This is a genomic window from Weissella sagaensis (genome assembly GCF_005405285.1).
GTDB classification, from domain to species: domain Bacteria; phylum Bacillota; class Bacilli; order Lactobacillales; family Lactobacillaceae; genus Weissella; species Weissella sagaensis.
The window spans coordinates 1-25,225 of the sequence record NZ_BJDT01000003.1; the positions used below are offsets into that span (position 1 = coordinate 1).

Consider the following 25,225-nt stretch of genomic DNA (forward strand, 5'->3'; position numbering starts at 1 on the left):
TAGAAATAATAATTTGAAGATTGTGATTGATAGCACATATCCGCTTACAACTGAGGGAATACAATCTGCCCAAAAGCGTAGTGAAACACATCATGCTCGCGGAAAAGTTATTGTTAAGATAAAATAATGCACCTAGGTCGTGGTGTAGGAGAAAAATTGATGATTGAAACTATTTTGGTGACTATTGTTGGCATTGAGGCAATAGGTATTATGTTTTTAGAGATTTTTGGGTCACCTAAACAACAGGCTAATGCGTTTGAATTAGATGAATCTTTTGTAAAAAAGCCTGAAGTCAAAACATTATTAGCCAATCAAGGAATATATAATGGCCTTTTTGGTGCATTGATTATTGGAACACGAGTACTTTTAAATGGCCCACAGCTAACACTAATGTTGGAATTAGAAATGTTGTTTGTGGTTTTAGTAGCAATTTATGGTAGTTTAACCGCTGCTAAAAAAATAATTTTTATACAAGGATTACCTGCTTTTTTAGCTCTTATTTTTTTGATTTTGTAGGCTGCGTTCAGATTAGAATCGAGTCTGTAGATAATGCCTCAAATTAGTAGTATGTCTGCATTTGTTATAGAAACGTTTGAGAAAATATAATGGTTACTAACTAAAATTAAGCCCGCTAGGTTATGTTTAATTGCATAATTTGGTGGGCTTGTTTTCATGTTTCAATAAGATAATAAATAAAAAGCAAGAAAACATCGCTATATCAACGATTTTCTTGCTTTTATGTGTTTGATAAAATTAGCTAAATACAATGTCTAAAATACTCAGTGTTGAATGACATTAAAAACTTTCAACGAGGATCATTATTACATGTATGTGTATGCAGGGGTCTTTTATTTTAATGACAGAGGATGCGATTGTCTTAATCTTTTGAATATGGTAATTAGAGTAGGGCGAACGACAAAGAAAAATACAGGAATGGCAACAAAAAAGGTTTTCATCCAATTGCCTAAATAGCCAGGTAAAAATTGTGGGTATAGTTGACGATGTATTTCTGTAAACCAAACCATCATAATTGAAACATTGAATGTAATGACAAGCGTAGGCACGCTAATATGTCTTGGAATACTATTGGTTATAATAGTTGGAAAATAGTTATGTACCTTCAAAACAAGTGGTAAAGTAACGTATGTACGTAAGGCATATATAAATATAACGATTAAAGGATATATAATGAAAACTTTTTCAAGCATTTGTTCCGAAAAGCCATAACGAATGATGGTGTTATAACTAGCCATTATTGCAACCATAATACTGATAAAAGCCCAAGACATAGTATTGGGGTGATGTAACATTCTTTTTAATAAAAATTTGATAGATTCCATTTATTGCTCCTATAGCTTTTAACGTGGTTCTTCTGCACGTATATGTATGCCACCAGTATGGTGGCTTTTATTTTGATTGATAACCATCAGTTTACAAAGCTAGTATTTTTAGCCTTCCAATCTTCAAGTTTTATGCCAACCCAGAAACTGTAAATTCCAAGTGTTATGATGATTAAGAATAGCCACTTAATCCAATTTCCAAATAAAGCGACAGCTGATCCACTGAATTGCATACGGTGTCCATCAATAACAGTATGATTAATTTTCCAGCCATAGACCATGACTAACGACCAAGGATACAAAATTCCAATGGATAGTGTAGTTACTAAGAAACCTAAAATTGTCCATCCAATTAAAGCTAGTAGACCGCCATCAAAAAATGATGCTCTACCAAATTTTCTTTCTGGTCCCATATTGATTCTCCTGACTAGCTTTTTACGTGGATCACTATTGCACGTTATATAATCATCAATAATAGATGCTATATATTATAGGTATAATGTTCTTTGATAACAGAATTAACAATGACCGGTTTTTATGGTTAGTAATTTTTATCAATAAATTATTTGATATCTGTAGATTTTAATAATATTTTTATTACTTTAGCAATTTTAGTCATAGCAACATTTTTTGTTGCCTCTGTAAATAACTATAAATTAGAAAATAAGATTCGCAAATGGATTGATAAGTATTTTGCTTCTGACCAGAACGTTTGGGATTTATTTTGGGAAGATGTTACAAATACTTATTTAGTATTGGCTTTTAGTGAAACAGGTCGTCAAACACTGTATATTTGACGAATCATTTCTGCATGGACCATGAGTTGATGTATTTATATATTCTGTTTTTCTACTCTTAGATTTTGTTCTGGATTTTTCATTTTTATTTCTTCTTCATGCCACTTTAACGGGTGGATTTTTACTTACTAATCTTCAGCTGGTTCGTCATCCAGGCTACTTTTATTAATAGCATTACCAGAATCGTCATATTGATCATCGTCAGAGTAATAATAATCATCATCTTCTTCTGAAGGGGATGACTGGTCTTATATCATTATCTGATACCATGGAATCGTGAGTACCTTGCTTATAAGCCCATTCAGTTTGTAGCTCACCAGATGTTTCTTGTTCATCAGGCGTTGCATATAAAGCATCTTCAATTGACATACCTTTGTTTTGAACTAACCATTGAGCAGGGCTCACACCATATTTATTTAAAAATGCAGTTAATGCTGTGTTTGAAGTAGGCTGACCTTCAGCGAAACCAGAATCAGTTGTGTCATCAGTTATCACTGATGAGCTTGCTTGTGGTTGAGAAGAATTAGAATTGATAGAACTTGAATCAGTATTTTGGCTTGATGATTTTGAACTAGAATTTTTCTTCATATTATGTTTTTTAGTTTTATTTGATCTGGAACTAGATGATTTGACATTTTTATGAGTTTCAGTAACTTTTTCGTTATTATTATGATTAATAGCAATGCCCGTGCCCCCACCAATTAGCAATAATACTGCTAAACCAATTACATAATACTTCCCACGCTTCATTTTGCCCATACTCCTTAGCTTTTAACGTGAATCCTTTCTGCACGTATATGTATGATGCCACCAGCTAAACTGACAGTAACTAAAGAAATTACACCCATTTTGATTATTATTCCTAAAACTCCTACAACATTTAACATGGTTCAGGTTTGCACGTAAATAGAAGGTATTAGTGTCTAATTTTTATTAATTTCAGATGTAATCTCTGAAATATCTCACCATAAATGTCTTTCAACTGTTCTTTTATTTTCTAAAAAGTAGGGGATAGTGTACAAAACATGATGTCATAGTGATTTGGTGACCAACCATTAAAACAATGAGCGTTCAGAGTGCGACTGATAACTTTTTTATTTGCTTCAGCTCTTTATTAAAATTTCTTTCATCATACTGGTACCATGATATGCGACCAATATAATGTTTTTCTATTATGATTAATTTCATGTGTTAAGTCTAATACAGTGATTGTATCTTGGTTGATAATCAAAACATTTCAGTTTAAATATAAGCTCGCATGTAATAAGGGAACAGGCCTGATACTTTAACGCAGTCATATCCTAAATTTTTTTCTAATTAAGTTGCCTTGGATTTCTTCAATACTAAATTGACTATCAAACATCCATTATTGATCCTTTCGTGGGTACTTAGAAAGGACTGCCTTAATAATGGCCCAGTCTTCATCACTTATAGGGACACCACCAGCATTGATTGCTTCGTCACGTTTACTGTCATCAACAGCGTATTGTTGTAAGTCGATTGATTTTTTGGCGGATGTGTTACTTGATTCCTCTTCATTTTTAGTTACACTATCCTCACCAACTAACTGGCTTAAAGTAACCCCGTATATATTTGCTAATTGACGAGCAACATCCATTCGTGGTTTAGCAGCACCACGTTCCCATGTAGAAACTGTTGTTTTAGCTACCTTTAAAAGGTTTGCTAGCTCTTGTTGTGTATACCCTTGTTTTTTACGCAATTCTTTTAAATTTTTAGAAACATTTATTTCACTCATCCCTAATACCTCTTTTTAAAAGTGATATAAACGTTTACTTTTCACTTATTTTATACAATAATGTTACCGTTTAATGATAAAAACTACAACATAAACGTACAAAAATGTTAATTATACGCTTTAATCGTACTGCATTGTATATATAGCGTGGAAAAGATACATTGGCTTAACTTAGAGCAGGAATGCAGTTGTCGCAAAAGGAAACGACCATAGCACTAAATATCAGTACTGATTCCTGTCATAAGTGGGGAAATTGGGAGTTAATTTCTACCCAAGTGGTTTGAAACCAGCTCAAATGATTTTGGATCACAAGGACTAGATTATTGAGGAGATGAAGTCTAAAGTACTGTTTGCTGATGCAGTAAACACTGGAAAGCAATCAATTTTAGTTGGTGACTTAGCCAAGTTAATTTCACAAAGGATTAATTAATAAAATACTTATTAGCGGTCGACCTAAATTTGACCCGAAAGAGTTAGATAAGTTAATTGGGGGCTGGAAAGTCACAGGTAGAGTGATTTAGGAAGAATGAAATATGTATTGAGAAAACGTAAGATTGATGTTTCAATTTTTTTGTGTCGCTTTTGAGACTTTCTTATTACCATTTTTCGCAGTAATGTCTCATCTGTTGATTCTGATAGACCCGTTGATATTGATTTTATAAACAAGTCCGATGCTGATTTAATTCAAGAACATTTCTTAGACCGAGCAATTGATGCGATTTATACTAAGTCAAATGTTGCGAATTTTAATGATGATGTATTTGGTAATGCATCAGGTACAACATTAGAGTTTAAATTACAATCAATGAGCAATACAGCTAACATGAAAGAACGTAAGTTTAAGTTAGCCTTTGCGATTGGTGCAACATTGCCACTTGATATGACTGGTGAGCTTGCTAAGAATTTTAAAGTAACGTTTAAGATGAAGCTGCTACTGCAAAGACAATGTTAGATGTTGTTGATAATAAGACCGCTATTTCTGCGATTTCAACAGTTGATGACCCTGATGCCGTTATAAGGCACGAGATGAGGAGCAACGCAACAATGCGAACAACGTCTATAAGACTCTAGGGGATGTTAGTGAGAATGATTTTAAAGGTGGTGATAAGTAGTGAAAGCTGTTGACGAAAAGCGCCACATGTTAGAAACCTTGAAACAAGATTATGATATTAATGTCGGCCTTGAACGGGCAGCAGATAAGCATATTAAACGAATTAGCGCTGAATTAAGCGCTTTTTTTGTTGCCCATCAAAAAGATGATCATATCGACACATCAATCTTACGTAAATTGCCCACAATTCATGATTTAACGCAGTTAAGAAAGTTAGCTAAGGAATTATCCAAGATTAATGAAATCAACGTTAAAAAGCGAAAAATGATGTATTTGAGTATGGGTACAACTGATATGGAATTGTACATGCAAGCATTAATGGGGTTAATGATGTTACCAATGGCTAATAATGCTTTTCAACTCATGGAAAAGACATTGTTAAATGAGTTTCGCGACGAGTATCAACGCCAATCAGATGATTTGGGTATTGATAAGCCAGAGAGTAATCCAATCACAGATGCAGAATTACAAGATGTATCAGAATGGTTTACATCAACAGACGGACTTATTATAACTGATGATGAATCTGTCAGAATGTTGGATTATTTTGGTATTGAGGCATCTGCTCATGATGGGTACACTATTTCACTTCGTCCAAATACTAATAGAGCAGCAGTTTATGAGGAGCTTTATCACGCAAAGCAATATCGAGATGGTATAATTGTGGATACAGGAGAGTCTAGATTAAAAGCTGAAATAATGACTCAACATTATTTGTTAGATAATGCAAAAAAATTGAAACTTTCCGACTATGAAATAATGTCGACAGAAAAGGCACTTAAGGATTGGGAGGCAGATTTAAATGAGTTTTACAATAAAAACGGTATTTCCAATCGCTGGGAATACGATAATTGAGCTTAACGATATGCCAACTATTTCGTTGGGGCAATTTGTTACTATTGATGACATAAACGCTAAAGTTGTTGGCATACCGATGTTGCCATCTGGAAAATATGCAATTGAGGTTGATAAACCAATTAATATCGGACAAAAATTATACTTATAAAAATTACTAAAACGCTTAGTTATTGCAACTAGGCGTTTTTATTATGCCCAAAACGTGCTTATGGCTTAAAACTGTGCAAGGAAATATAGGCGACGGCCTTAAAACGGAGGTGAAAACATGGCTGATGAGAATACTGGCACACAAAATGCGAACGAAGGACAATCGCAAAACCAAAATAAGCCTGGAGATAATCGTGAAGTAACGTTTACTGAAGAGCAGCAAGCGCATATTGATTCATTAGTGGCTGATCGCTTATCTCGTGCAGATAAAGCTAATGATCAAAAATTGCAACAAGCCTTGGCAGATGCACGCACTAAGTGGGATGAAGAACAAAAAGAAGCAGCTGACATTGCCAATACGTCTGATAAGCAACGTAAGGAACATGAACAAGAAAAAGCCAATGACATAACACAAGCAGTGACTGATAAATAATTTTGAAAGATCTAACTAAACTTAAATAAAATTAAGCCCACTGAGCTATGCTAAATTGCATAACTTGGTGGGCTTTTTTTCATGTTTCAGATAAGATAGTATAGTAGATATTAGAATAAAAAATGCAAGGTTAAACTTAATCAAGTTCTTTTATAAAAAAACTTAGTTAAGATTTTTGTTAATATTAATTTTTAAAACGTTGATATAAAGGGGTTTACAAGAGATATGCCAGAGCTACCAGAAGTAGAAACTGTCCGTCGTGGACTTACAAATTTAGTTGCCGGACGAACTGTACAAAGCACAGAGGTTAGATGGGAAAAGACTGTTGGTGGTCTTACTGCAGCAGAATTTAATGATGCATTGCGTAATCAAAAAATCATAAAAATTGATCGACGTGGTAAATATTTATTATTCCGTTTTACAAATGATATCACAATGGTTTCACATTTAAGAATGGAAGGTTCTTACTATACGGTGCCAACCGGGACACAGCCTGGTAAGCATGATTTAGTCACTTTTCACTTAGATGAGGGCATAGATTTGTTTTATCGTGATACCCGTAAGTTTGGTCGTATGAATGTTGTACCGAATGATAAGGTAATGACTGTTGCTGGATTAGCAACAATCGGTCCTGAACCAACTGAAGAGACGTTAACTCTTGACTATATGATTAGTGAATTTGGTAAGTCAAAAATGCATGTAAAACCATTCTTACTAAATCAAAACCATATTGCTGGTTTAGGTAATATTTATGTTGATGAAACGCTTTGGCAATCAAAAATTCATCCCCTAACATCCGCTAATAAAATAACAACTGAAGAGTTAGCGATTTTACGGGAAAATATTATTCATGAACTAGCCCGGGCAACTGAACACCATGGAACAACTGTACATAGTTTTACTAATGTATTTGGTAATGCTGGTGAATTCCAAAATGAACTACAAGTATACGGTCGCGCTGGTCAACCTTGTTTACGTTGTGGCGAACCGTTGCTTAAAACAAAAGTAGCGCAACGTGGTACAACTTATTGTCCAGTTTGCCAGGTAGAGAGGTTAAAATAATGTTTAAGCTAGGGTTAACGGGTGGTATTGCAACTGGGAAATCAACAATTTCAGATTACTTAATTTCTAAAAATATCCCTGTATTGGATGCTGATAAGTTTGCCCGACTAGTGGTAGAACCAGGTACGCCAGGGCTATCTGAAGTTGTTGCATATTTTGGTGATGCCATTTTACAAGATGATCATACACTTAACCGTAAAGCACTCGGTCAAATTGTGTTTAGCGACGCACAAGCGCGAGAAAAATTAAATGCCATCACGCATCCACGTATTCAGAAAATGATGACAGATCAATTAGCACTACTAGCGGCACAAAACACGCCGTTAGTGGTGCTAGATATTCCATTATTGTTAGAAAATCATAATGTTGCTGGCGCTGATGCAGTCATGCTAGTAACCATACCAAAACAAATTCAATTAGAACGGTTAATGGCGCGTAATCAATTAACACTAACCGAAGCAGAGGATCGTGTTGCTGCACAAATGCCATTATCCGAAAAGGAAAAACTAGCAGATTATATTATTGATAATTCAGGGTCAGTTGCTGATACATACAAACAAGTTGACCAGGTTATAGAACAAATCTTATTTTAATATTCAGAAAGGAGTAATAGATTCATGGCAGATTTTTCAAATCAACAACGCTATCGCTTAATTTATGATGACTTAATTGACATGACGTCTGTACGGTCATTGACTAAGGTATATTTACCCATTATTGGTCGAGATGCTTATACACTATATTTGGCATGGGCAACAATGGGGGAAACAGCACAACCCAAGCACCGCCATGTTGATATACTAGATCAACTTGCAATGAATCAACATTCTTTTCTTACTGCACGACAAAAATTAGAAGCAATGGGGTTAGTCAAAACCTTTAAACAGACGACAAATTTTGCGACACAGTGGGCTTATCAAATATTTCCACCTTTGACAACTCGTGCCTTCTTATCTGACGTATTACTATCGAGCTTATTAGCCCATTATTTGGGGGATGAATTATTTAATGATCTAGTTAGTGAAGAGAAAGTTAATAATACTAATATTCCTGGGGATGATGTTTCTACCACATTTTTTGATTTAGTTGGACAAGAAAGTTTTATTAAACGTAATCATGCGCCGTTAGCGGAAACGAATGAAAAAAATACTTTATCATCGAATATTCGAAAAGCAACGAAATCTTTAGACATTAATCTATTGAGTGATATGTTGCAGTCATATAATATTAAACAAAATGTACTCCAAAAAAATGAAGTTGACTTAATGATTTATAAATCATTATATGGATTAACTGATTTGGAACTTGTTCGCGTTATACAAGCGACAACAACGCCAACTCAGCAAATTAATTTGCCAGCTATTAAAAAATATTTAGAAAATAATTTTAAGCAGTCTCAAATTTCACAGGTTCGTACAGCTAAAATTGAGACGACTGAACCCGCAAAAGCGTCATCTTCAGTTAATAATGCTGATGATCCTGCAAGTAAAATCGTACAAATTGCACAAACAACTTCTCCTTTAAGTTTTTTGAAAAATTTACGCCAAAAGAAAAATGGCTTTGTCGCGGATAATGAAATTAAAGCCTTGTCTGATATTGTACAAATGAAGCTTGTCACACCAGAAGTATTAAATATTATTTTGTATGAACTAACAGTTATTGAGAAAAGAACAACCTTAAATAAAACGATTTTACAGACACTAGTCAATGATTGGCTACAAAACGGGGTTACAGATGCAGTAAGTGCACTTCAATACTTACAACGCCGTAATAAAAAGCAACAAGCACGCACAACACAGTCGTCAAATAAGAAATGGTCAAACACTAATAAAAATTCAAAGCAAGAAACGCGTCCAGATTGGGAAAATCAACATGGAACATCTGTTTCACAATCAGATGCGAAATCAGCACGGGCGGCACTTGAAGCTATTAGAGCACGTCGTAACAAAAATAACCCAAAGGAGACATAAGAAACGATGAGTGATCAAAATTTTAAAAGTCATGACTCACAAACTTCTGATACACCGATGAATATGGGGCAAGCGCTACGTGATTTTATGGATAAAAAACAATTAAATGGTCGATTTCAAACTTTAAAGAGGGCTGTTTACCAAGATTCGGAAATCCGTCAATTTTTTAATGAATATAAAAATAGTCTGTCAAAGGATATTGTAGAACGCGATTTTGCTGTTTTGTACGAGTTTTATTCTCAGCAACATAAAGCTAAAAAGGGGCAAAAAATAGTTCATCAAGGTTATGTCCCTGCTTTAAAAGTTGTTGAAAATCGTATTGTGATTATTTATGAACCCGACGAAGCAACGCAACTAGCACAACGTATGAGTATGCAAGCCAATTTGGTCAAATCCATTGGGATGCCTAAACTAATTAAAAGGGCCCGTTTGGATGATTTTTCCGATGAAGATTCTGATCGTTTGGCTGCACTTACGGGAACATTAAGTTTCATTGATGCCTACATTAAAAGGCCAGACGATTTCCATCGTGGCATGTATCTTCACGGAGCGTATGGCATTGGCAAAACGCATTTAATGGGTGCCATGGCTAATGAATTAGCCCAAGAGGGTATTCCAGTTACACTTATTCATTTACCAAGTTTTGTGGTAGAAGTACGTAGTGCTATTGGAACTGATGAACAACCGCAAGACAAAATTAATGCGATTAAACAAGTACCAATTCTCGTTATTGATGATATTGGGGCAGAATCATTAACAGCATGGGTTCGTGATGATATTTTAGGTGTTATTTTGGAATATCGTATGCAAAATGAATTGACAACCTTTTTTACATCGAATTTCTCAATGAAACAATTAGAAAAAGAACATTTTACAATCACTAAAGACGGGGCTGAACCCGTAAAAGCAGAACGTTTAATGCAACGCATTAGATATTTATCAAAAGAAGTGCAAATGGCTGGCGATAATCGTCGGGAGCTTGATTAATGAACACAAAAAAAATTAACCACTTTTTTTTAAAGTTACTAGTTTTACTAATATTGATGCTTACCAGCTTTGTTGTCTTACGTCATAATGCAAGTTGGTATCAAGATAGTATCGGTGAAGTGACATCAGTCAAGCAAGTATCTTCTAAGACGCTTCAAGATCAATATGGCAATAAAGTAACGCAACATCACCAAAAAGTGTCTGTTAAACTGTTAAATACCCAAAATAAAGGTAAAACAGTTTCATTTATTAATAGTTATGACGATGCCCAAGCTATTACACAACCATTAAATAAACATGATCAGATTTTTTTAGCTAAATCCGAAAAAGCTTGGGGCCTTAAAAATTTTAAACGTGATAGTTTTTGGATTCCTATTTTAATTATGGTAATGGGGCTTTTGATTATATCAATGGGTAAAGCTGGTAGTTTCATGATATTGTCACTTATAATCAATGTCATCTTATTTATTGGAACAATTTATTTGAACTTCGTAACCAAAGAGGCAAATATTTTTTGGCTATTTATTCTATTTAGTATTGTTGCATCAATGTTAACGCTAATCTTTGTTATGGGCATCAAGAGTCGGTTAACCTGGACTGTTTTGTTAACCGTCATAACATCCACAACTGCTGCAATGTTAATTGGCTTATTGGTCTTTAATGTCACTAACGGGAAAGGCTTGCACTTTGAATTAATGTCTTTTATCACGCAATTGCCACAGCCAATGTTTCTATCAATGACATTAGTAGGTGTCTTAGGAGCTGTCATGGATGAAGCCACTGATATGATAGCAACTTTGTTTAGTTTGGAACGTGAGCACCCAGAAATTGGTATTAAAGAGCTTTTAATTACTGGTCGTCATGTTGGACAAGAAATTTTTGGAGCTTTAAGTAATACGCTGTTCCTAATTTTCATTGCTGAACAAATTCCAATGGCCATTTTATATTTAAGAAATGGTAATAATTGGGGGTTCACTTATACAATGAATTTATCGTTAGGCATGGTACAAACGTTGATTAGCGCAATTGGTATTGTGTTAACTGTGCCAGCTGGTATTTTTTGGGTATGGATTTTACATAAGTGGCGACAAAAGAAAATGGGGGCAAAAATATAAGCATGAGTGTTTTATTGATGTTATCAATTATTCTATTTGTCTTAATGTTAGTTGTAGGTGGTGTAAAAGGTATTGGTGCCTTTATTAGTTTATGGATTAGTTTTGCAATCTTGGTTGTCATGATGCTTTTAATCAGCTTTCAATTCAATCCTTTTTGGGTACTCTTAATTGGGGGAAGTTGCTTATTGACTGTCACTGTTTTAAGTGCTGGTGCTGATGAACGAACCACAACGATTGCACTATTAGCAAGTTTTTTAGTAATGATTATGTTATTAGTTGTTATTTTACCAACTGAACATCTTGCAATTGCCCAAGGGTTTGCTGAAGAAAATTCAGAAGATTTAGAAGGATTATCTTTAGCAATTAATATTGATTTTGGTACATTGGGGATTGTGGCAGCTTTATTAGCAACATTAGGCGCCATTGCAGAAGCATCTGTTGCCATTACAACAGGGGTCGGCGAATTATTAAATGAACGTCCAAATATTAGTAATAAGGATTTAATTGATGTCAGTCAAGTACTAGGAAAACAGATTATTGGAACGGCTGTTAATACTTTATTGTTTGGATTTTTAGCGGATTTTTTAAGTTTGGCCGTATTGTTTGGTAAGTTGCAATACACTTTTGGTGAGATTATTAATGCTAAACTATTTACATCTTCAATGTTGTCATTATTATATGCATTATTAGGTGTTTTACTAACATTACCCGTCACAATTGGCATTTTTTTACTTTATCAAAAACGGCAAAAACACCATACTAGTGGGGAAAAGCTATGATTTATGAGAAAGTCATGTTATGATAAAAGTAAATATGTCATTATCGGGATATGATTGTATCCTGTAAGAAAGTAACCAGAGGTATAGCGTATGAGTAGTGTGCTTGTGATTGAAGATGAAGAAAACTTAGCTCGTTTTGTTGAGCTAGAGTTACAGCATGAAGGGTATGAAACCCATGTTGAAGATAATGGACGTGGTGGTTTAGATGCCGCTTTAGCAAGTGATTATGATTTAATTTTACTTGATTTAATGTTACCAGAACTAAGTGGTTTAGAAGTTGCACGTCGTTTGCGTGAAGAAAAAAACACACCAATTATTATGATGACCGCTCGTGATTCCGTTATTGATCGTGTATCAGGTTTGGACTATGGTGCTGATGATTATGTTGTAAAACCTTTTGCAATCGAAGAATTATTAGCCCGTGTTCGAGCATTGTTACGTCGTATTGATATTGAAACAGAAGAACACAGCACGCATCAAAGTGTTGTGCGATATCGTGATTTGACTGTTGAAAAAGAAAATCGTATTGCTCGTCGTGGTAACGAAATTATCAACTTAACCAAGCGTGAATATGAATTACTTTTGATTTTGATGGAAAACATCAACGTTGTACAATCTCGTGAGGAACTACTAAAAAAGGTTTGGGGATACGATTCTGAAATTGAAACAAATGTTGTGGATGTTTATATTCGTTATCTTCGTAATAAGATTGATCAACCTGATTCACGAGCATCTTATATTCAAACGGTTCGCGGTACTGGATACGTTATGCGTCAGTAATTTGGAGGAAAATTAATGGGTAGATCATCATCCATTATTGAGAAAACACCACAACAAAAGGGGCTTTCCTTAAAATGGAAATGGGCTCTTGGTTCTGTTGTTGGTGTTTTTTTAATATTTATTATATTTACATGGTTTGTCATGCAAGCATTTGCAACGCAAATGATGTCAACAGAAAGACATCAGGTAACTAGTTCATTGAATGCCGTTACAAATCGTTTGCAAAATATTAATGCCTCACAATTGTTACCAACTAAAATTGATCAAGTATTACAACCGGATAGTAAAGATTTTAATGACGTGGTCAACGATCCGGTATTGCAACAAGTCGCTCGTAAAGACTATACGATTCGTGTGTATGATCAAAAGCATAACCAAGTTTATCCAGTTGGAGACCAACCAACCCCGTTCCATGAAACGAACAAACGAATTGTTCGTGTTGAACGAATAAAAGGTACTAAAATGTTAGTTGGTCATCAGGAGCTTCGTGATGCGAATCATAAAATTATTGGTCATGTTGTTATTGAGAATCATTTGACAGCCTATCATAAGACATTTAATCGTGTTTATTCAATTATTACAATTTTGATTATCTTAGGAATATTTTTAATTGCACTTTGGGGTTATTGGCTCGCTGGTTTCTTTCTACGGCCAATGGATAGCATTAAAAAAACAGTTGATACAATTAATCGTGACCCACAAGCCCAAGTCCGCGTTAGTACAGACGGCCGTAAACCAGATGAATTAACCGACTTATCTAATTTATTAAATGATATGCTTGATAAAATGCAACGGTTTATCCTACAACAACATCAATTCGTTGAAGATGTTTCTCACGAGCTTCGGACACCAGTTGCCATCGTAAAAGGACATATGGAATTGTTGAACCGTTGGGGAAAAGATGATCCAAAAATTTTAGATGAGTCAATTAGTGCATCCTTACAAGAAATTAGTCGTATGGAAGGTTTAGTTTCTGAAATGTTAGACTTAACCAGAGCTGATCAAGTTGAATTGACTTTCCGTGAAGGTGATACTGATGCTAAAGAATTAATAAACGGTATCTATACTAATTTTAAGATGATTCATCCAGATTTTACTTTTAGAATTGATGATGATTTAAAGGGTCCAACTATTGTTAATATGAATCGTGATCATTTAGAACAAATTTTAATCATTTTATCTGACAATGCTGTTAAATATAGTCAAGAACGTCGTGAAATTCATTTTGCTGCCTCACGTTCAGGTAAATTAGTTGAATTAGCAGTGCAAGATTTTGGTGAAGGAATTAGTCCTGAAGATGCGAGTCGGGTCTTTGATAGATTTTACCGTGTTGATAAAGCACGTTCTCGTAAACAAGGAGGCAATGGCTTAGGCCTAAGTATTGCTCAAAAGTTAGTTGAAGGTTATGGTGGTAAAATTCAATTAGAATCTGCTATCGGGCAGGGTTCTATTTTTAGAATTACGTTGCCTATTAAAAATCAAGATAAAAATAAGTAGAAGAGCAGGCGAGTTATTAACCTGCTTTTCTACTGTAAAGGAATAATATGATTATAAAACACGTTATTTTGCATGTACTAGATAAAAATAGTGGTAATTTAATTGCATCTCAGGATGAATTAGATCTTAATCAACCTAGTTTGCATGAATACATTGAAAAATTAATTGAAAAGTTTAAAAATAGTGATTATAAAACAGGACAATTAACGGATAATGATGACATTACCAATAAAATTTCTGATGTTAATAATCAATCGTTTGCCACAAAAGCAACGATTTTAGCAGAAGAATTATTCGACGTCATTGCGCCAAGTGAAACGATTCCAGCTGGTGACTTATTAGTTATAGAATTTTCAGAGGGTGCTGACGATTTTTTCAGCATTTTAAAATTAAATTTTACGCCACGCTACACACATGCAGTAGAATACCAAGATGAAAAGCTTGTTAATAACCTTGTGTTAAACCAAGCTGTCTTACCCGCAGCAACTCAAAAGGTTGATGAAGGAATCATCATTAATTTAATGAGTGGCATTTATATGTTAATCGAAAAAAAATATCTAATTGACGGTCATCGAACAAATTATTTTTCTGAAAACTTTTTAAAAATTCATCCTGAAAATTCAACTAAAGATAACATTCAAGTTATCAAACAAGCTGTCAAATCAGTTGCTAATAAATTCGATATGCCTGAACATGAAGTCTTAGCTGAAACACAAAATACTATTTTTGATACTGTTCAAGATGATGGCGAAATTAAAACTTCAGCAATAGCTGAATCCGTTTTTAAAGGCAATATATCTGCACAGCAAGCGTATCAACAAATTATGGATACCAAAAAATTAGAACCTGATATTAATGTTCCCAATACCGAACGCATTGAGAAAAAATATCGTTTACAACGATTTAAATTAGATTCAGGAATTGAAATTTCAATTCCAATGGATATCTATCAAGATAAAAGTAAAGTAGAATTTATTAATAAACCGGATGGCACGATGTCGCTCATTATTAAAGATATTGAGTCGATAATTAATAAATTTAATTCATAAAATAGATGTCGTTTTAATCACAATAAAAATTCTAAATATATCATACATTTCATGATATAATTGTTATTTGAAATAAGAGAATACGAAAATGAATAGGTAGGAAAAAATACTTCATGAAAATTAAAGGTTTAACCCCGATACTATTAATTGTATTAGTTGTTTTGTTTGTTACAGGACATGCTGACTTCTTAAAAGGGCCACTAACAGACTTTATGCACTGGTCTGAGACAGCAATTGGTGGTATCAATGCCGTTGGTTGGTCAATTATTATTTTGACATTGGTTGTCCGTTTGATTTTGTTACCAATGATGATACACCAGCAACGTAACGCAACAATTCAACAAGAAAAAATGCGTTTATTACAACCACAATTAAAAAAGGTTCAAGAAGCACAAAAAAGTGCACAATCTCAAGAAGAACAAATGTTAGCATCACAAGCAATGATGACAATATATCGTGAAAATAATGTATCATTGCTTGGTGGTATGAACTTTGCGACACTAATCATTCAATGGCCGATTTTCATGGGTCTGTACGCTGCTATTAAAAACTCAAATGAAATTGCGCACGCAACATTTTTTGGTATTAATTTAGCCTCACATGCGCCAATTTTAGCCATTGCTACGGCGATCGCTTATGGTATTCAGGCATATCTATCACTAATTGGTATTCCTGCTGAACAAAAGAAGCAAATGCAAATGATGATGTATGTTATGCCAATTATGATGCTATTTATGACATGGGTAACCAATGCTGGTATTGCATTGTACTTCTTTGCAGGTGCACTGGTTATGATTCTTCAAACACTAATTATAATTGTTTGGCGTCCACGCTTGAAGGCCCAAGTTAATGCTACTTTTGAAGTCAAAGATGTCGTTGATGATGCATTAGCTGGTAAAATTCAAGCAAAGCCTTCCGGTCGTTTTGCAGAAGCAATGCAGGCCGCTCAAGAACAACAACAGCAACAAAACGGTAGCCGTAAAGATATTACGACTACAACCCAAGAACATAATAGTTCAAAGGGTGGTCGTAATGCGGGTAAACAAAACCGTAAATAGGTATAATAAAAAAGGTATTGATAATCACAATCATTTACATGATTGGTTATCAATACCTTTTTTATTAGGTGCTAAATGCTAGCTTGATGTGCACTAGTCATATTATTAGCAATTTGAACCATTTGATTAATTGATTCATGTGCTCCAGTTGCAATCCATCGAATAGCTAAAGCCAGCATACCAGAAGCAATAAAGTCTGAAACGTAATCAATAGAGCGATTAACAGTTGCTGCATTTTGGATGCCTTTAGCGTATAACCCATGTAAGATATCACGTAAAGGTGGGTAGAATTGTTCGCGTAAGCCGGCATTTAGTAGAACAGCAATTGCAATACCATTTGCTTTAATAAAGCCAAAGAAGGCACGTGAAATAGCTTCTGCATTTAAGGGAAGTTCATCGGCTTCTTTTTCAAAGTCTTGCGTTAACTGCATAACAATAGCTTGGATGACAGCTTCTTTTGTACCAAAGTGGCGATAGAAAGCCATCCGTGACACGCCTGCCTTGCGAGTGATTTCAGTAACTGCAAGTTGGTCATAAGATTGGCTTTGCAACAAGGTCAGCGTTGCATCTATTATTTGATCATCAGTTTGTTGACGAATACTTTCTGTTAACATGTTTTTCATATTTTTATTTTACGACATTATCAAGAATGTAAGTAAAAAAAGCAGATAAAATGAAGGTTCACTTTACCTGCTTTAGAAAAACTTTTAAAACGCTAATAAAACGTTAATTTTATAAATGTCGTTGGTCCTTATAATTTAATAATTCTGAAGATAAAATATAGGGCACATTTGCTAAATCATCTGCTGATTTAGCACCAACTAATGCGTATAATTTTTTTAATTGTCGTTGCCAATTTAAAATTTCGTCAACCAATCCGTCAGGACCAGCTTGGAGGACAGTATGTAGAAAATGACCCGCCACACCGACTGCTTTTGCACCCATAATTTGGGCTTTTAAAATATCCAAGGGATCTTGAACACCCCCCGTAGCGAAAATAATAGGGGCTTTCGTTAAGGATTGTGCCTCTAATAAACTTTCCGCTGTTGTTTGGCCCCAATCATATAGAAAATCAAAACTTTTATGTTGTTCACGATTACGTCTATCTTCAATAACTGCAAAATTAGTGCCAGAACGGCCCCCGATATTAACGTATTCAGCACCCATATTATATAAAGTTTGAATGGTTTCAGCACTCATACCAAAACCAACTTCTTTAATGATGACAGGCACATTAACAGTTTGGATAATATCAGCAATATTATCTAACCAAATAAATTCTGCATCACCTTCAGGCATCACAATTTCTTGTGGGACATTTAAATGAACTTCTAAAGCATTAGCTCCAATCATATCAACAACTTGCTGTGCAGCTTTAGCATGATGTCCAGCACCAATATTTGCCATAATAAAGCCATCAGGGTTAGTTTGACGAGCGACTGTAAAACTTTCAATAGCATCACTATCTTTTAGTGCCACACTCTGCGAACCAACTGCCATGGCGATACCAGTTTGACGAGCAACCTGAGCAAGTTGCTGATTGATCTTACCTGTTCGATTACTACCACCAGTCATCGCTTCGATATAAAACGGTGTTGTAAAATTAAACTTTTCATCTCTCACAGCAAGAGAAACATCAGCAATGTTTATTTCAGGTAAACTATTATGAATGAGACGAACTTGTTTTAACGATGATACTGGTTGCTGTTGTCGATACTCAGCTTCAGATAATGCCAAGTGTTCATCTTTTCGATGTGCGTGTGCTGATTCCATATTGCTTATTCTCCTAAAGTTGCGATATGCAAGGGTAGTGGGATAATACCAGAGCGTTGCCAGGCCTTTTGTAATTTTTCTTTATTTTCATTATGAGTTGTAATTGCGATAACGTTATCACCACCACCAGCCCCTGAAATTTTTGCTGGTATATGTAAGGCATTGGCTATATTAAGGGCATTCGTTAAGCTGTCTGTTAAATAATTAATTGCCACTGCATTCGTGTAATTAGTAATGTTAATAGCATTTAAAAGGATACTTTGAGATACCATTTCAAAGTCGTTATTTTCAAGACCCGAAATAAATTTATCAATGAGCGGCTTTGTTGTTAGGACAAGTTCTTCTTTTGCGGTTGCTATTTTTTCAGATGACATAACATGATTCAATATCGCTTGTGTGTCAGCGGGTGTTTTTGTCCAACCAATTGCAATTTGCCAATCATCAGGCCATGGCAAAATTTTGATATCCAAACCAGGCCAATCACGTTGCATAATCGTTGCATAATCTGTGCCATTAGTTAATAGTTGTTTCACAAAGGCATCATCAAATTTACGATAAGACAAAACATCTCCATAAGTTGCCACAGCAACATCAGCCATTGATCCTTTAGAAAATTGCGGTAGGGTGAGCATAACAATGGCACCTAATTTAAATTGTTCTTGCTTTGACAATTTTAAATTAAATACTTTATTAAATGCTTTTATAAGCGCAATCACTACTGCGGCAGATGATCCTAATCCTAATTTTTTACCTTGAAAAGTTAAATCACTTGTAATATTAAGTTTTAATCCTTTATAAACAGCAATATTTTTAAAATAATATTGATATAAAACAGCTATCGTTCTTTTTACTAATTGCCAATTATCCATGGTAAGTGATTTTTGTAAGTGTTCAAAAGGTATTTTTAAGTTGCCGAGTTGGTCACTTGTGATATCTACCACTCGTGTATCATTTGCTTCAGCTGTTACGGTAACATACTTATCAACTGCAAAGGCGACTGCACTTTGGAAAGGGAATGTTATCGCATATTCACCAATTAAAAATAATTTACCAGGCGCTTGTGCCGTCACTAACATATGGAGTCTCCTGCATTGATTTGAATTCCCGGTCCTGGGTGCGCATTAATAACTTGATTATCTGAAACAATTGCTAACAGCGCTTCTTTAATGACCTCAGTATCAGCAGGATTAGAAATTAATTTGACATTTGGTCCGGCATCCATTGTGGCATAAACAGGAATTCCTTTTTGTCGTAATTCTTGAGCCATCAAAATAACTTCCCAACTTTTATCAGTTAAATAGTTAAATGGGGGAACGGCTGTCATATTAGTTGCATGCATTTGAAGCGCATTAGCTTCTGCTATTTGGCCAATAGTCATTAAATCATGCTCATGAATTGCAGTTATCATTTGATTGACTTGTTCATTAGCTGTTTTCACCCATAAATCGTAAAAAGGGGAAGTTGTCATAGCATGTTGCATGCCGGCACGAGAACCAACTTCTTTTTGTTGATCATTAATAACAACCGTCATCAACTGAATTGGCCAATCTGCATCAGCTAGTAATGGAGAACCTACTGATGTTAAATCATTGCCTGGTGTCCACTGCGCGAAGCCACCAAAAATTGATCGGGTTGCCGAACCCGATCCTTGACGGGCTAGACGCGAAAGTTCTGTTAAAGTTAAATCTAACCCAGCTGCTTTACTAGCAGCACCAGCTAAGGCTGCAAATGCTGAAGCTGATGATGCTAAGCCAGCTGCCGTTGGCACATGATTAGTTGAAATGACTGATGCATAACTAGCAATACCTGCTTGTTGTCGCACAATGTTAAGGAAACGACTAACTTTTTGCAGGGCATGTCCAGTTATAATTTCATTATCTAAGATAAATTTATCAGCTGTTAAACTTTCATCAAACCAAACAGTTGTATCTGTATAAAATTCATCAAGCGTCAAAGATATTGATGTCGTCGTAGGTGTTATGATAGCAGTATCTGCTTTACCCCAATATTTTAATAATGCGATATTTGTATGCGCACGTGCTGTAAAATGCATCTTAAAAACTCCTAATGCTAAAAATGATTAATGACTATACGTTTGTGTCCAAACCTCATGCGCACCGGCAGCTTCTAACGCGGTTAAAACATTAGTTGTTTGCTCGGCATTTTGAGTTAGTGCAATCATTGTGCCACCAACACCACCACCAGTAAGTTTAGCGCCTAACGCACCAGCATTGCGAGCTGCTGAAATTAACTCATCCAATTTAGGATGAGAAATACCCAAAGCTTCTAAATGCTTTTGTGCTTTATTCATAAATTGCCCTAATTTAAGGACGTTATTCTCCGAAATAGCAATACGAGTATTTTTAACAATTTCCCCAATTTTATCAATATGGTGCTGTGTCGTTTTAGGTTCATTAAAAAGATGTTCACGCACAACTGCCACGGCCATTCCTGTTTGTCCTTGAATACCTGTGTCGGCAATGATAAGTGTTGCATCTAGTGATACATTTATTTTTTGGGGTTGTTCGCCTTTAACAAACCAAATTGCTTGGTCATTAGCAACCGTTGCAGTGTCTAGACCTGAAGGTGACCCATGAGTAATTGATTCTTCAATACTTGCCCAACGTTGTAATTCTGATTTTGAAAGAGGCTTATTGAAAAAATCAAACAAACCACGAACAATTGCAATAGCTGTTGCTGCGGATGAACCCATACCACGTTCTTGTGGAATGTTAGAAGTAATGGTCATCGTAAAAGGCAAATCTGCTGCATCAAAGTACCGTAATAATCTGATGATCAGCTGACGAATACCTTCATAAACTTCTGCCATTGCTTCTAATGAACCGCGATAGGATTGAGACAAGATTACCTGTCCTGCTTCGCGTGGTTCTATTTTGACAGTCATTGCCAAATCCGGTAAGGGAAGTGCAATGGCTGGTTGGCCATAAACGACCGCATGTTCGCCAAGTAAAATAACTTTGGCATGGCTTACGCCGATTCCTGGTTTTTTCACTTTGAAATTACCAATCCATTCTATTTTTATTGTAGCTTTTTTAATCATATCAAATTCATAGGCTAATTACATCATATAATTATAAGCTTAAATATATGTATCCCTTTTAATTTTACACGATTCTTAACAAAGTATATTAGAATATGCTTTATATGATTGTGACATAATCCAATAGCAGATTACATAAATATAGCTGTATAAATATGCTATAATTTACCTAAGATTATAAGAGAAAGTCGTGGTGCGTTTCGATGCTAAATAAAGACATCTATGCAGTTGTTGATCTAGAAACAACTCGTACAACGAGCGAATCAGGTCGCATCATTCAAATTGCGATTGCGTTCGTACAAAACAAAAAAATTATTAATCAATTTTCAACTTTAATAAATCCAAGGGAAATTATTCCACGAAATATTGTGCAGTTGACAGGTATCACACAAAATATGGTAGAAGGGGCGCCATTGTTTTCAGATATTGCTGAATCAATTCATACCATGTTGTCAGGAACCATTTTTGTCGCGCACAATGTCAATTTTGATTTACCATTCTTAAATGCCGAATTTAAAAGAGCAGGGTTGCGTGAATTAGACTTGGTAGCTTTAGATACTGTTACCTTAAGTCAAATTGTGTGGCCAACAGCGCCAGGCTTTCGCTTAGTAGATTTGACAACTTATTTATCCTTAACTCATGGGCGACCTCATCAAGCAGATAGTGACGCTTTAGCAACAGCTGCTTTATTAATTAAAATCATCACTCGGCTAGAATCATTACCGATAGTGACCTTACAATCTTTAGTAGATTTACCTTTGGTATTACCAAAGGATTCTAAAGAATTGTTTGAAAAAGCACTGTTAAAAGCAAAGTCATTACGTCAACCGTTATCAAAACACTTACAAGTAATAGATGGGCTAGCAATTCATCGTTTCAGTGATCCTGAGCCATTAAGTAACACAAAAAATATGTCTTATCCGGCTAAACGTGCAGCTAAACAACAACTGTATGGCGAAACTTTAACGTACCGTGAGCAACAAGCTAAATTGATGAATGCCATAAAGAAACACTATACAAAGCCAACGTTTTCAACAGTGCCAGGAGAATCTGCTTTTGTTGCAGAAGCACCAACTGGTATGGGCAAAACACTCGGCTTTTTGTTACCTTTTGCTTATTTAGCTAATGATTCAGACAAACAAGTTATTATTACGGAACCAACTATTACCTTGCAAACACAGGTTACTGAAACGATTAATACGACATTACATGATATTTTACCTTTTGAAGTTCGGGCAGTTAGTCTAAAAGGACGGCGTCAATATTTGAATTTGCAAAGTTTTAAACGCTCATTGCAAATTGATGAAGGGACTACATCATTACAGTTTATTAAAGCACAAATTTTAGTGTGGTTAACCGAAACAGTTCGTGGTGATTTTGATGAGTTGCATTTAATGAATGCACAACAAAAATTTATCGCAAAGCTATCACAAAATGCTAATAATCCGACAGGCTCACCATTCTATGGTTACGAATTTTTTGAAAGACAACATGTTTTAGCAAAACAAGCGCAATTTTTAGTCGTTAACCATAATTATTTAGCAGAATATGCAAGTGAATTAGGTGATCAAAAAAATAAGCCTTATTTAGTAATTGATGAAGCGCAAAACTTACCTTCAGCTGTTTTAGATCAAAGTCGCCATCAGCTACCAATTCAAACATGGCTAGCTCGAGTGCAAACAGCAATCAATTTAATTCTACAAGACACTAAACCAGCTATTGGTGATATTTTGCACCGTATTATTGGTGGTGAACGATTAAAAAATCATTTATTGCAATCTTTAGAAATCATCTCAAATGAAATTCCGCAATTACAAGTTGCTTTATACCGACGTTTTTTATTAAATAAAAAAATGCCAGCAACACAGGGCCAATACGAAATTGCTTTGGCCAATAATGATTTTGCTCAGTTTTGGGTTGATCAAGCAAATCATGTCACTAGTATCCATAAAGAAGTATTGCATTTAGAAGATTCATTACAAATTTTATTAGGACAATTTAGTTATTCTAAAATTGCATTTTCACTAGGAGAAAGACAACAATTAGCTGATTTTAGGCGTTTATTAGATAGTATTAGTCAATATGAAAAACAATTGACAATTTTCCAACAAGACTTGGTTGATTTTCCGAAGGCCAGTATTTTTTGGTTAACTGATGCGCCAAATCATGATAGTAGTAATTTAAAGTTAAGTGGTGGATTATTACATACATTAAATTATTTTGAAGAAAAAGTTTATCCTCATTTCATGCCACCAACAATTATCGGTGCAACTTTATTTACATCAACGAAATCAGGTTATTTATATGATCGATTAAATATAGATAAAGAAACAGCAACGGTACGTCATTATCCTGATATTTTTGATTTTGAAAAGCAGGCTAGACTTTTGATGGTTAAAAATGCACCAGCACCAACAGATAAGCATTTTGTAAACTATTTAGCAAATCAATTAGTCAACGTCACAACAGCTGTAAATAAAAATACACTAGTTTTGTTTAATTCTTTGGAAATGATTCAACAAGTGTACAATCAAATGCAAGCTAACCCAAAACTACAGCAAAGTAAGTTAACAATTTTGGCGCAAGGCGTAACTGGGACGCGTGGTAAAATTAGGAAACGTATGCAGTCCGAAAAAAATATTGTGGTGTTAGGCGCTGCCAGTTTCTGGGAAGGCATTGACTTACCAGGTGACCAATTACGATTACTTGTTATTGCACGATTACCATTTGACCGTCCAGATACAGTGCTACAAAAAGCAGAGGAAGCGGTTTTAACTGCTCAAGGTAAGCAACCATTTTACCAAAGTACCTTACCTAAAGCAGTTCTTAGATTAAGGCAAGGTATTGGTCGTTTAATAAGAACACCAGAAGATTATGGTGCCATTATTATTTATGATGTTCGTATTTTAACGAAGGCATATGGTAAAACATTACGCAAAATGTTACCAACAAATCTACCGCAAAAAGAACTAACTGATGATAAAATCGTCCCAACTTTACAGAATTTTTTTGCAGAAGAACATAAACAACTTTAATAAGGAACAAAAATTTGGTAAAGTAATAAGTGGTTTGTTTTTATAGTGGGTAAAGAGTATTTATTATAAAGGAGCTTAGTGACATGGAGATGCGTATGCGATCAACAATTCACGGATATCGTGGTAAGCGGCTTCGACACTGGTTACTTGGTATCTTAATATTTTTAGTCATCATTTTGATTGGTATATCAATTTTAGAAAAAGCACAAAGCCCTATTGATACTGCCAAAGAGCGCATAACAAAAGTTGCTAAGCAATCGAATAAGTTATCCTCTGTATCAAAATTTTATCGTATTTCACGGCAAAACACATATTATAGTGCAATCGGTGAAAATAAAAAGCACGAACAAGTTGGTGTTATTGCTCGTGGAAAATCAAATAAACTAACAACTATAAATATGGCCGATGGTTTGTCAGAAAAAGACGTTCGAAAATTAGTAGATAAACAATTTAATCCACAAAAAGTAACTAGTATTGGTTTAGCAATATATGAAAAAGTGCCAGTTTGGCAAGTTACTTTTATTGACAAAGATGACAATTTAAACTTTATCACATACCAATTTTCAAATGGTAAACAAGTACAGACTATTCGTCATTTATAAAATATTTATTAACCA

The 25,225-nt window shown here is 34.9% G+C and carries 26 protein-coding genes and 2 pseudogenes; 19 read left to right on the plus strand and 9 right to left on the minus strand.

The window, feature by feature from the left end; genetic code table 11:
- Both FFM55_RS03740 and FFM55_RS03745 read left to right on the plus strand, forming a co-directional pair.
- Nucleotides 1-127 (plus strand): annotated as a pseudogene (locus tag FFM55_RS03740) (zinc-binding dehydrogenase); the annotation flags it as partial.
- Nucleotides 128-159: 32 nt separating this feature from the next.
- On the plus strand, nt 160-516 hold the full coding sequence (locus tag FFM55_RS03745; RefSeq protein WP_042494143.1) for a DUF1304 domain-containing protein: 357 nt from the start codon (nt 160-162) through the stop codon (nt 514-516).
- A gap of 332 nt (nt 517-848) precedes the next feature.
- Here FFM55_RS03745 and FFM55_RS03750 read toward each other — a convergent pair whose 3' ends face one another.
- The 4 genes from FFM55_RS03750 to FFM55_RS03765 form a co-directional block, all read right to left on the minus strand.
- On the minus strand, nt 849-1,340 hold the full coding sequence (locus FFM55_RS03750) for a hypothetical protein (protein WP_042494140.1): 492 nt from the start codon (nt 1,338-1,340) through the stop codon (nt 849-851).
- Nucleotides 1,341-1,426: 86 nt separating this feature from the next.
- Complete coding sequence (locus FFM55_RS03755; protein ID WP_042494135.1) at nt 1,427-1,753, minus strand: DUF898 family protein; 327 nt, start codon at nt 1,751-1,753, stop codon at nt 1,427-1,429.
- Between the two features lie 603 nt (nt 1,754-2,356).
- A complete protein-coding gene (locus FFM55_RS03760; protein ID WP_137600517.1) occupies nt 2,357-2,887 on the minus strand; it encodes a hypothetical protein in 531 nt (176 codons plus the stop codon).
- 616 nt (nt 2,888-3,503) lie between these two features.
- The gene (locus tag FFM55_RS03765; RefSeq protein WP_052348450.1) at nt 3,504-3,893 is read right to left on the minus strand and encodes a helix-turn-helix domain-containing protein; all 390 of its coding nucleotides are present in this window, start codon (nt 3,891-3,893) and stop codon (nt 3,504-3,506) included.
- 322 nt (nt 3,894-4,215) lie between these two features.
- Here FFM55_RS03765 and FFM55_RS03770 point away from each other — a divergent pair.
- The 15 genes and pseudogenes from FFM55_RS03770 to yidC all read left to right on the plus strand — a co-directional run.
- Nucleotides 4,216-4,311: pseudogene (locus tag FFM55_RS03770) on the plus strand (phage repressor protein/antirepressor Ant); the annotation flags it as partial.
- Nucleotides 4,312-4,494: 183 nt separating this feature from the next.
- Nucleotides 4,495-4,845 carry a phage portal protein gene (locus FFM55_RS10040; protein WP_275667567.1) on the plus strand — a complete coding sequence of 117 codons (351 nt, stop codon included), beginning with the start codon at nt 4,495-4,497 and terminating at the stop codon, nt 4,843-4,845.
- Between the two features lie 159 nt (nt 4,846-5,004).
- Nucleotides 5,005-5,859, plus strand: coding sequence for a hypothetical protein (locus tag FFM55_RS03780; protein WP_137600519.1), 855 nt, complete (start codon nt 5,005-5,007; stop codon nt 5,857-5,859).
- Between the two features lie 10 nt (nt 5,860-5,869).
- Nucleotides 5,870-6,010: a hypothetical protein gene (locus FFM55_RS09790; RefSeq protein ID WP_170999653.1), complete on the plus strand. Its 141-nt coding sequence runs from the start codon at nt 5,870-5,872 to the stop codon at nt 6,008-6,010.
- Nucleotides 6,011-6,127: 117 nt separating this feature from the next.
- The gene (locus tag FFM55_RS03785; RefSeq protein WP_042494121.1) at nt 6,128-6,442 is read left to right on the plus strand and encodes a hypothetical protein; all 315 of its coding nucleotides are present in this window, start codon (nt 6,128-6,130) and stop codon (nt 6,440-6,442) included.
- A 225-nt stretch (nt 6,443-6,667) separates the two neighbouring features.
- A complete protein-coding gene (gene mutM / locus FFM55_RS03790; protein ID WP_042494119.1) occupies nt 6,668-7,504 on the plus strand; it encodes a DNA-formamidopyrimidine glycosylase in 837 nt (278 codons plus the stop codon).
- The gene (gene coaE, locus FFM55_RS03795) at nt 7,504-8,097 is read left to right on the plus strand and encodes a dephospho-CoA kinase (RefSeq protein ID WP_081839332.1); all 594 of its coding nucleotides are present in this window, start codon (nt 7,504-7,506) and stop codon (nt 8,095-8,097) included. Before mutM ends, coaE begins: the two co-directional genes overlap by 1 nt.
- 24 nt (nt 8,098-8,121) lie before the next feature.
- Nucleotides 8,122-9,474 carry a replication initiation and membrane attachment family protein gene (locus FFM55_RS03800; RefSeq protein ID WP_137600520.1) on the plus strand — a complete coding sequence of 451 codons (1,353 nt, stop codon included), beginning with the start codon at nt 8,122-8,124 and terminating at the stop codon, nt 9,472-9,474.
- Nucleotides 9,475-9,480: 6 nt separating this feature from the next.
- Entirely contained in the window at nt 9,481-10,461 is a 981-nt protein-coding gene (gene dnaI, locus FFM55_RS03805) for a primosomal protein DnaI (RefSeq protein WP_081839331.1), read from the plus strand.
- A complete protein-coding gene (locus tag FFM55_RS03810; RefSeq protein ID WP_042494112.1) occupies nt 10,461-11,576 on the plus strand; it encodes a YibE/F family protein in 1,116 nt (371 codons plus the stop codon). Before dnaI ends, FFM55_RS03810 begins: the two co-directional genes overlap by 1 nt.
- A 2-nt stretch (nt 11,577-11,578) precedes the next feature.
- Nucleotides 11,579-12,355: a YibE/F family protein gene (locus FFM55_RS03815; protein WP_137600521.1), complete on the plus strand. Its 777-nt coding sequence runs from the start codon at nt 11,579-11,581 to the stop codon at nt 12,353-12,355.
- Nucleotides 12,356-12,445: 90 nt separating this feature from the next.
- The gene (locus FFM55_RS03820) at nt 12,446-13,135 is read left to right on the plus strand and encodes a response regulator transcription factor (protein WP_042494106.1); all 690 of its coding nucleotides are present in this window, start codon (nt 12,446-12,448) and stop codon (nt 13,133-13,135) included.
- 15 nt (nt 13,136-13,150) lie between these two features.
- A complete protein-coding gene (locus tag FFM55_RS03825; protein ID WP_042494103.1) occupies nt 13,151-14,632 on the plus strand; it encodes a HAMP domain-containing sensor histidine kinase in 1,482 nt (493 codons plus the stop codon).
- Between the two features lie 47 nt (nt 14,633-14,679).
- Nucleotides 14,680-15,681: a nucleoid-associated protein gene (locus tag FFM55_RS03830; RefSeq protein ID WP_042494100.1), complete on the plus strand. Its 1,002-nt coding sequence runs from the start codon at nt 14,680-14,682 to the stop codon at nt 15,679-15,681.
- 113 nt (nt 15,682-15,794) lie between these two features.
- Nucleotides 15,795-16,739, plus strand: a complete 945-nt coding sequence (yidC, locus tag FFM55_RS03835; RefSeq protein WP_042494099.1) for a membrane protein insertase YidC — start codon at nt 15,795-15,797, stop codon at nt 16,737-16,739.
- Between the two features lie 71 nt (nt 16,740-16,810).
- On the opposite strand, the gene FFM55_RS03840 is transcribed toward yidC, so the two are convergent.
- The 5 genes from FFM55_RS03840 to mvk all read right to left on the minus strand — a co-directional run bounded on the left by FFM55_RS03840 (nt 16,811) and on the right by mvk (nt 21,573).
- Nucleotides 16,811-17,353 carry a TetR/AcrR family transcriptional regulator gene (locus FFM55_RS03840; RefSeq protein ID WP_042494096.1) on the minus strand — a complete coding sequence of 181 codons (543 nt, stop codon included), beginning with the start codon at nt 17,351-17,353 and terminating at the stop codon, nt 16,811-16,813.
- Nucleotides 17,354-17,471: 118 nt separating this feature from the next.
- Entirely contained in the window at nt 17,472-18,512 is a 1,041-nt protein-coding gene (gene fni / locus FFM55_RS03845; protein ID WP_137600522.1) for a type 2 isopentenyl-diphosphate Delta-isomerase, read from the minus strand.
- Nucleotides 18,513-18,517: 5 nt separating this feature from the next.
- Nucleotides 18,518-19,588 carry a phosphomevalonate kinase gene (locus tag FFM55_RS03850; protein WP_042494089.1) on the minus strand — a complete coding sequence of 357 codons (1,071 nt, stop codon included), beginning with the start codon at nt 19,586-19,588 and terminating at the stop codon, nt 18,518-18,520.
- Complete coding sequence (mvaD, locus tag FFM55_RS03855) at nt 19,582-20,565, minus strand: diphosphomevalonate decarboxylase (RefSeq protein ID WP_042494086.1); 984 nt, start codon at nt 20,563-20,565, stop codon at nt 19,582-19,584. Before mvaD ends, FFM55_RS03850 begins: the two co-directional genes overlap by 7 nt.
- A 27-nt stretch (nt 20,566-20,592) precedes the next feature.
- Nucleotides 20,593-21,573 carry a mevalonate kinase gene (mvk, locus tag FFM55_RS03860; RefSeq protein ID WP_042494084.1) on the minus strand — a complete coding sequence of 327 codons (981 nt, stop codon included), beginning with the start codon at nt 21,571-21,573 and terminating at the stop codon, nt 20,593-20,595.
- Between the two features lie 203 nt (nt 21,574-21,776).
- On the opposite strand from mvk, the gene dinG reads away from it, so the two are divergent.
- Nucleotides 21,777-24,608: a helicase C-terminal domain-containing protein gene (dinG, locus tag FFM55_RS03865; protein WP_137600523.1), complete on the plus strand. Its 2,832-nt coding sequence runs from the start codon at nt 21,777-21,779 to the stop codon at nt 24,606-24,608.
- 95 nt (nt 24,609-24,703) lie between these two features.
- A complete protein-coding gene (locus tag FFM55_RS03870) occupies nt 24,704-25,210 on the plus strand; it encodes a cell wall elongation regulator TseB-like domain-containing protein (protein ID WP_228179819.1) in 507 nt (168 codons plus the stop codon).
- Nucleotides 25,211-25,225 lie beyond the last annotated feature (15 nt).

Coding starts and splice junctions, on each gene's coding strand:
- FFM55_RS03745 (WP_042494143.1), top strand. CDS start 160: ATGATTGAAACTATTTTGGTGACTATTGTTGGCATTGAGGCAATAGGT.
- FFM55_RS03750 (WP_042494140.1), bottom strand. CDS start 1,340: ATGGAATCTATCAAATTTTTATTAAAAAGAATGTTACATCACCCCAAT.
- FFM55_RS03755 (WP_042494135.1), bottom strand. CDS start 1,753: ATGGGACCAGAAAGAAAATTTGGTAGAGCATCATTTTTTGATGGCGGT.
- FFM55_RS03760 (WP_137600517.1), bottom strand. CDS start 2,887: ATGAAGCGTGGGAAGTATTATGTAATTGGTTTAGCAGTATTATTGCTA.
- FFM55_RS03765 (WP_052348450.1), bottom strand. CDS start 3,893: ATGAGTGAAATAAATGTTTCTAAAAATTTAAAAGAATTGCGTAAAAAA.
- FFM55_RS09790 (WP_170999653.1), top strand. CDS start 5,870: ATGCCAACTATTTCGTTGGGGCAATTTGTTACTATTGATGACATAAAC.
- FFM55_RS03785 (WP_042494121.1), top strand. CDS start 6,128: ATGGCTGATGAGAATACTGGCACACAAAATGCGAACGAAGGACAATCG.
- mutM (WP_042494119.1), top strand. CDS start 6,668: ATGCCAGAGCTACCAGAAGTAGAAACTGTCCGTCGTGGACTTACAAAT.
- coaE (WP_081839332.1), top strand. CDS start 7,504: ATGTTTAAGCTAGGGTTAACGGGTGGTATTGCAACTGGGAAATCAACA.
- FFM55_RS03800 (WP_137600520.1), top strand. CDS start 8,122: ATGGCAGATTTTTCAAATCAACAACGCTATCGCTTAATTTATGATGAC.
- dnaI (WP_081839331.1), top strand. CDS start 9,481: ATGAGTGATCAAAATTTTAAAAGTCATGACTCACAAACTTCTGATACA.
- FFM55_RS03810 (WP_042494112.1), top strand. CDS start 10,461: ATGAACACAAAAAAAATTAACCACTTTTTTTTAAAGTTACTAGTTTTA.
- FFM55_RS03815 (WP_137600521.1), top strand. CDS start 11,579: ATGAGTGTTTTATTGATGTTATCAATTATTCTATTTGTCTTAATGTTA.
- FFM55_RS03820 (WP_042494106.1), top strand. CDS start 12,446: ATGAGTAGTGTGCTTGTGATTGAAGATGAAGAAAACTTAGCTCGTTTT.
- FFM55_RS03825 (WP_042494103.1), top strand. CDS start 13,151: ATGGGTAGATCATCATCCATTATTGAGAAAACACCACAACAAAAGGGG.
- FFM55_RS03830 (WP_042494100.1), top strand. CDS start 14,680: ATGATTATAAAACACGTTATTTTGCATGTACTAGATAAAAATAGTGGT.
- yidC (WP_042494099.1), top strand. CDS start 15,795: ATGAAAATTAAAGGTTTAACCCCGATACTATTAATTGTATTAGTTGTT.
- FFM55_RS03840 (WP_042494096.1), bottom strand. CDS start 17,353: ATGTTAACAGAAAGTATTCGTCAACAAACTGATGATCAAATAATAGAT.
- fni (WP_137600522.1), bottom strand. CDS start 18,512: ATGGAATCAGCACACGCACATCGAAAAGATGAACACTTGGCATTATCT.
- FFM55_RS03850 (WP_042494089.1), bottom strand. CDS start 19,588: ATGTTAGTGACGGCACAAGCGCCTGGTAAATTATTTTTAATTGGTGAA.
- mvaD (WP_042494086.1), bottom strand. CDS start 20,565: ATGCATTTTACAGCACGTGCGCATACAAATATCGCATTATTAAAATAT.
- mvk (WP_042494084.1), bottom strand. CDS start 21,573: ATGATTAAAAAAGCTACAATAAAAATAGAATGGATTGGTAATTTCAAA.
- dinG (WP_137600523.1), top strand. CDS start 21,777: ATGCTAAATAAAGACATCTATGCAGTTGTTGATCTAGAAACAACTCGT.
- FFM55_RS03870 (WP_228179819.1), top strand. CDS start 24,704: ATGCGATCAACAATTCACGGATATCGTGGTAAGCGGCTTCGACACTGG.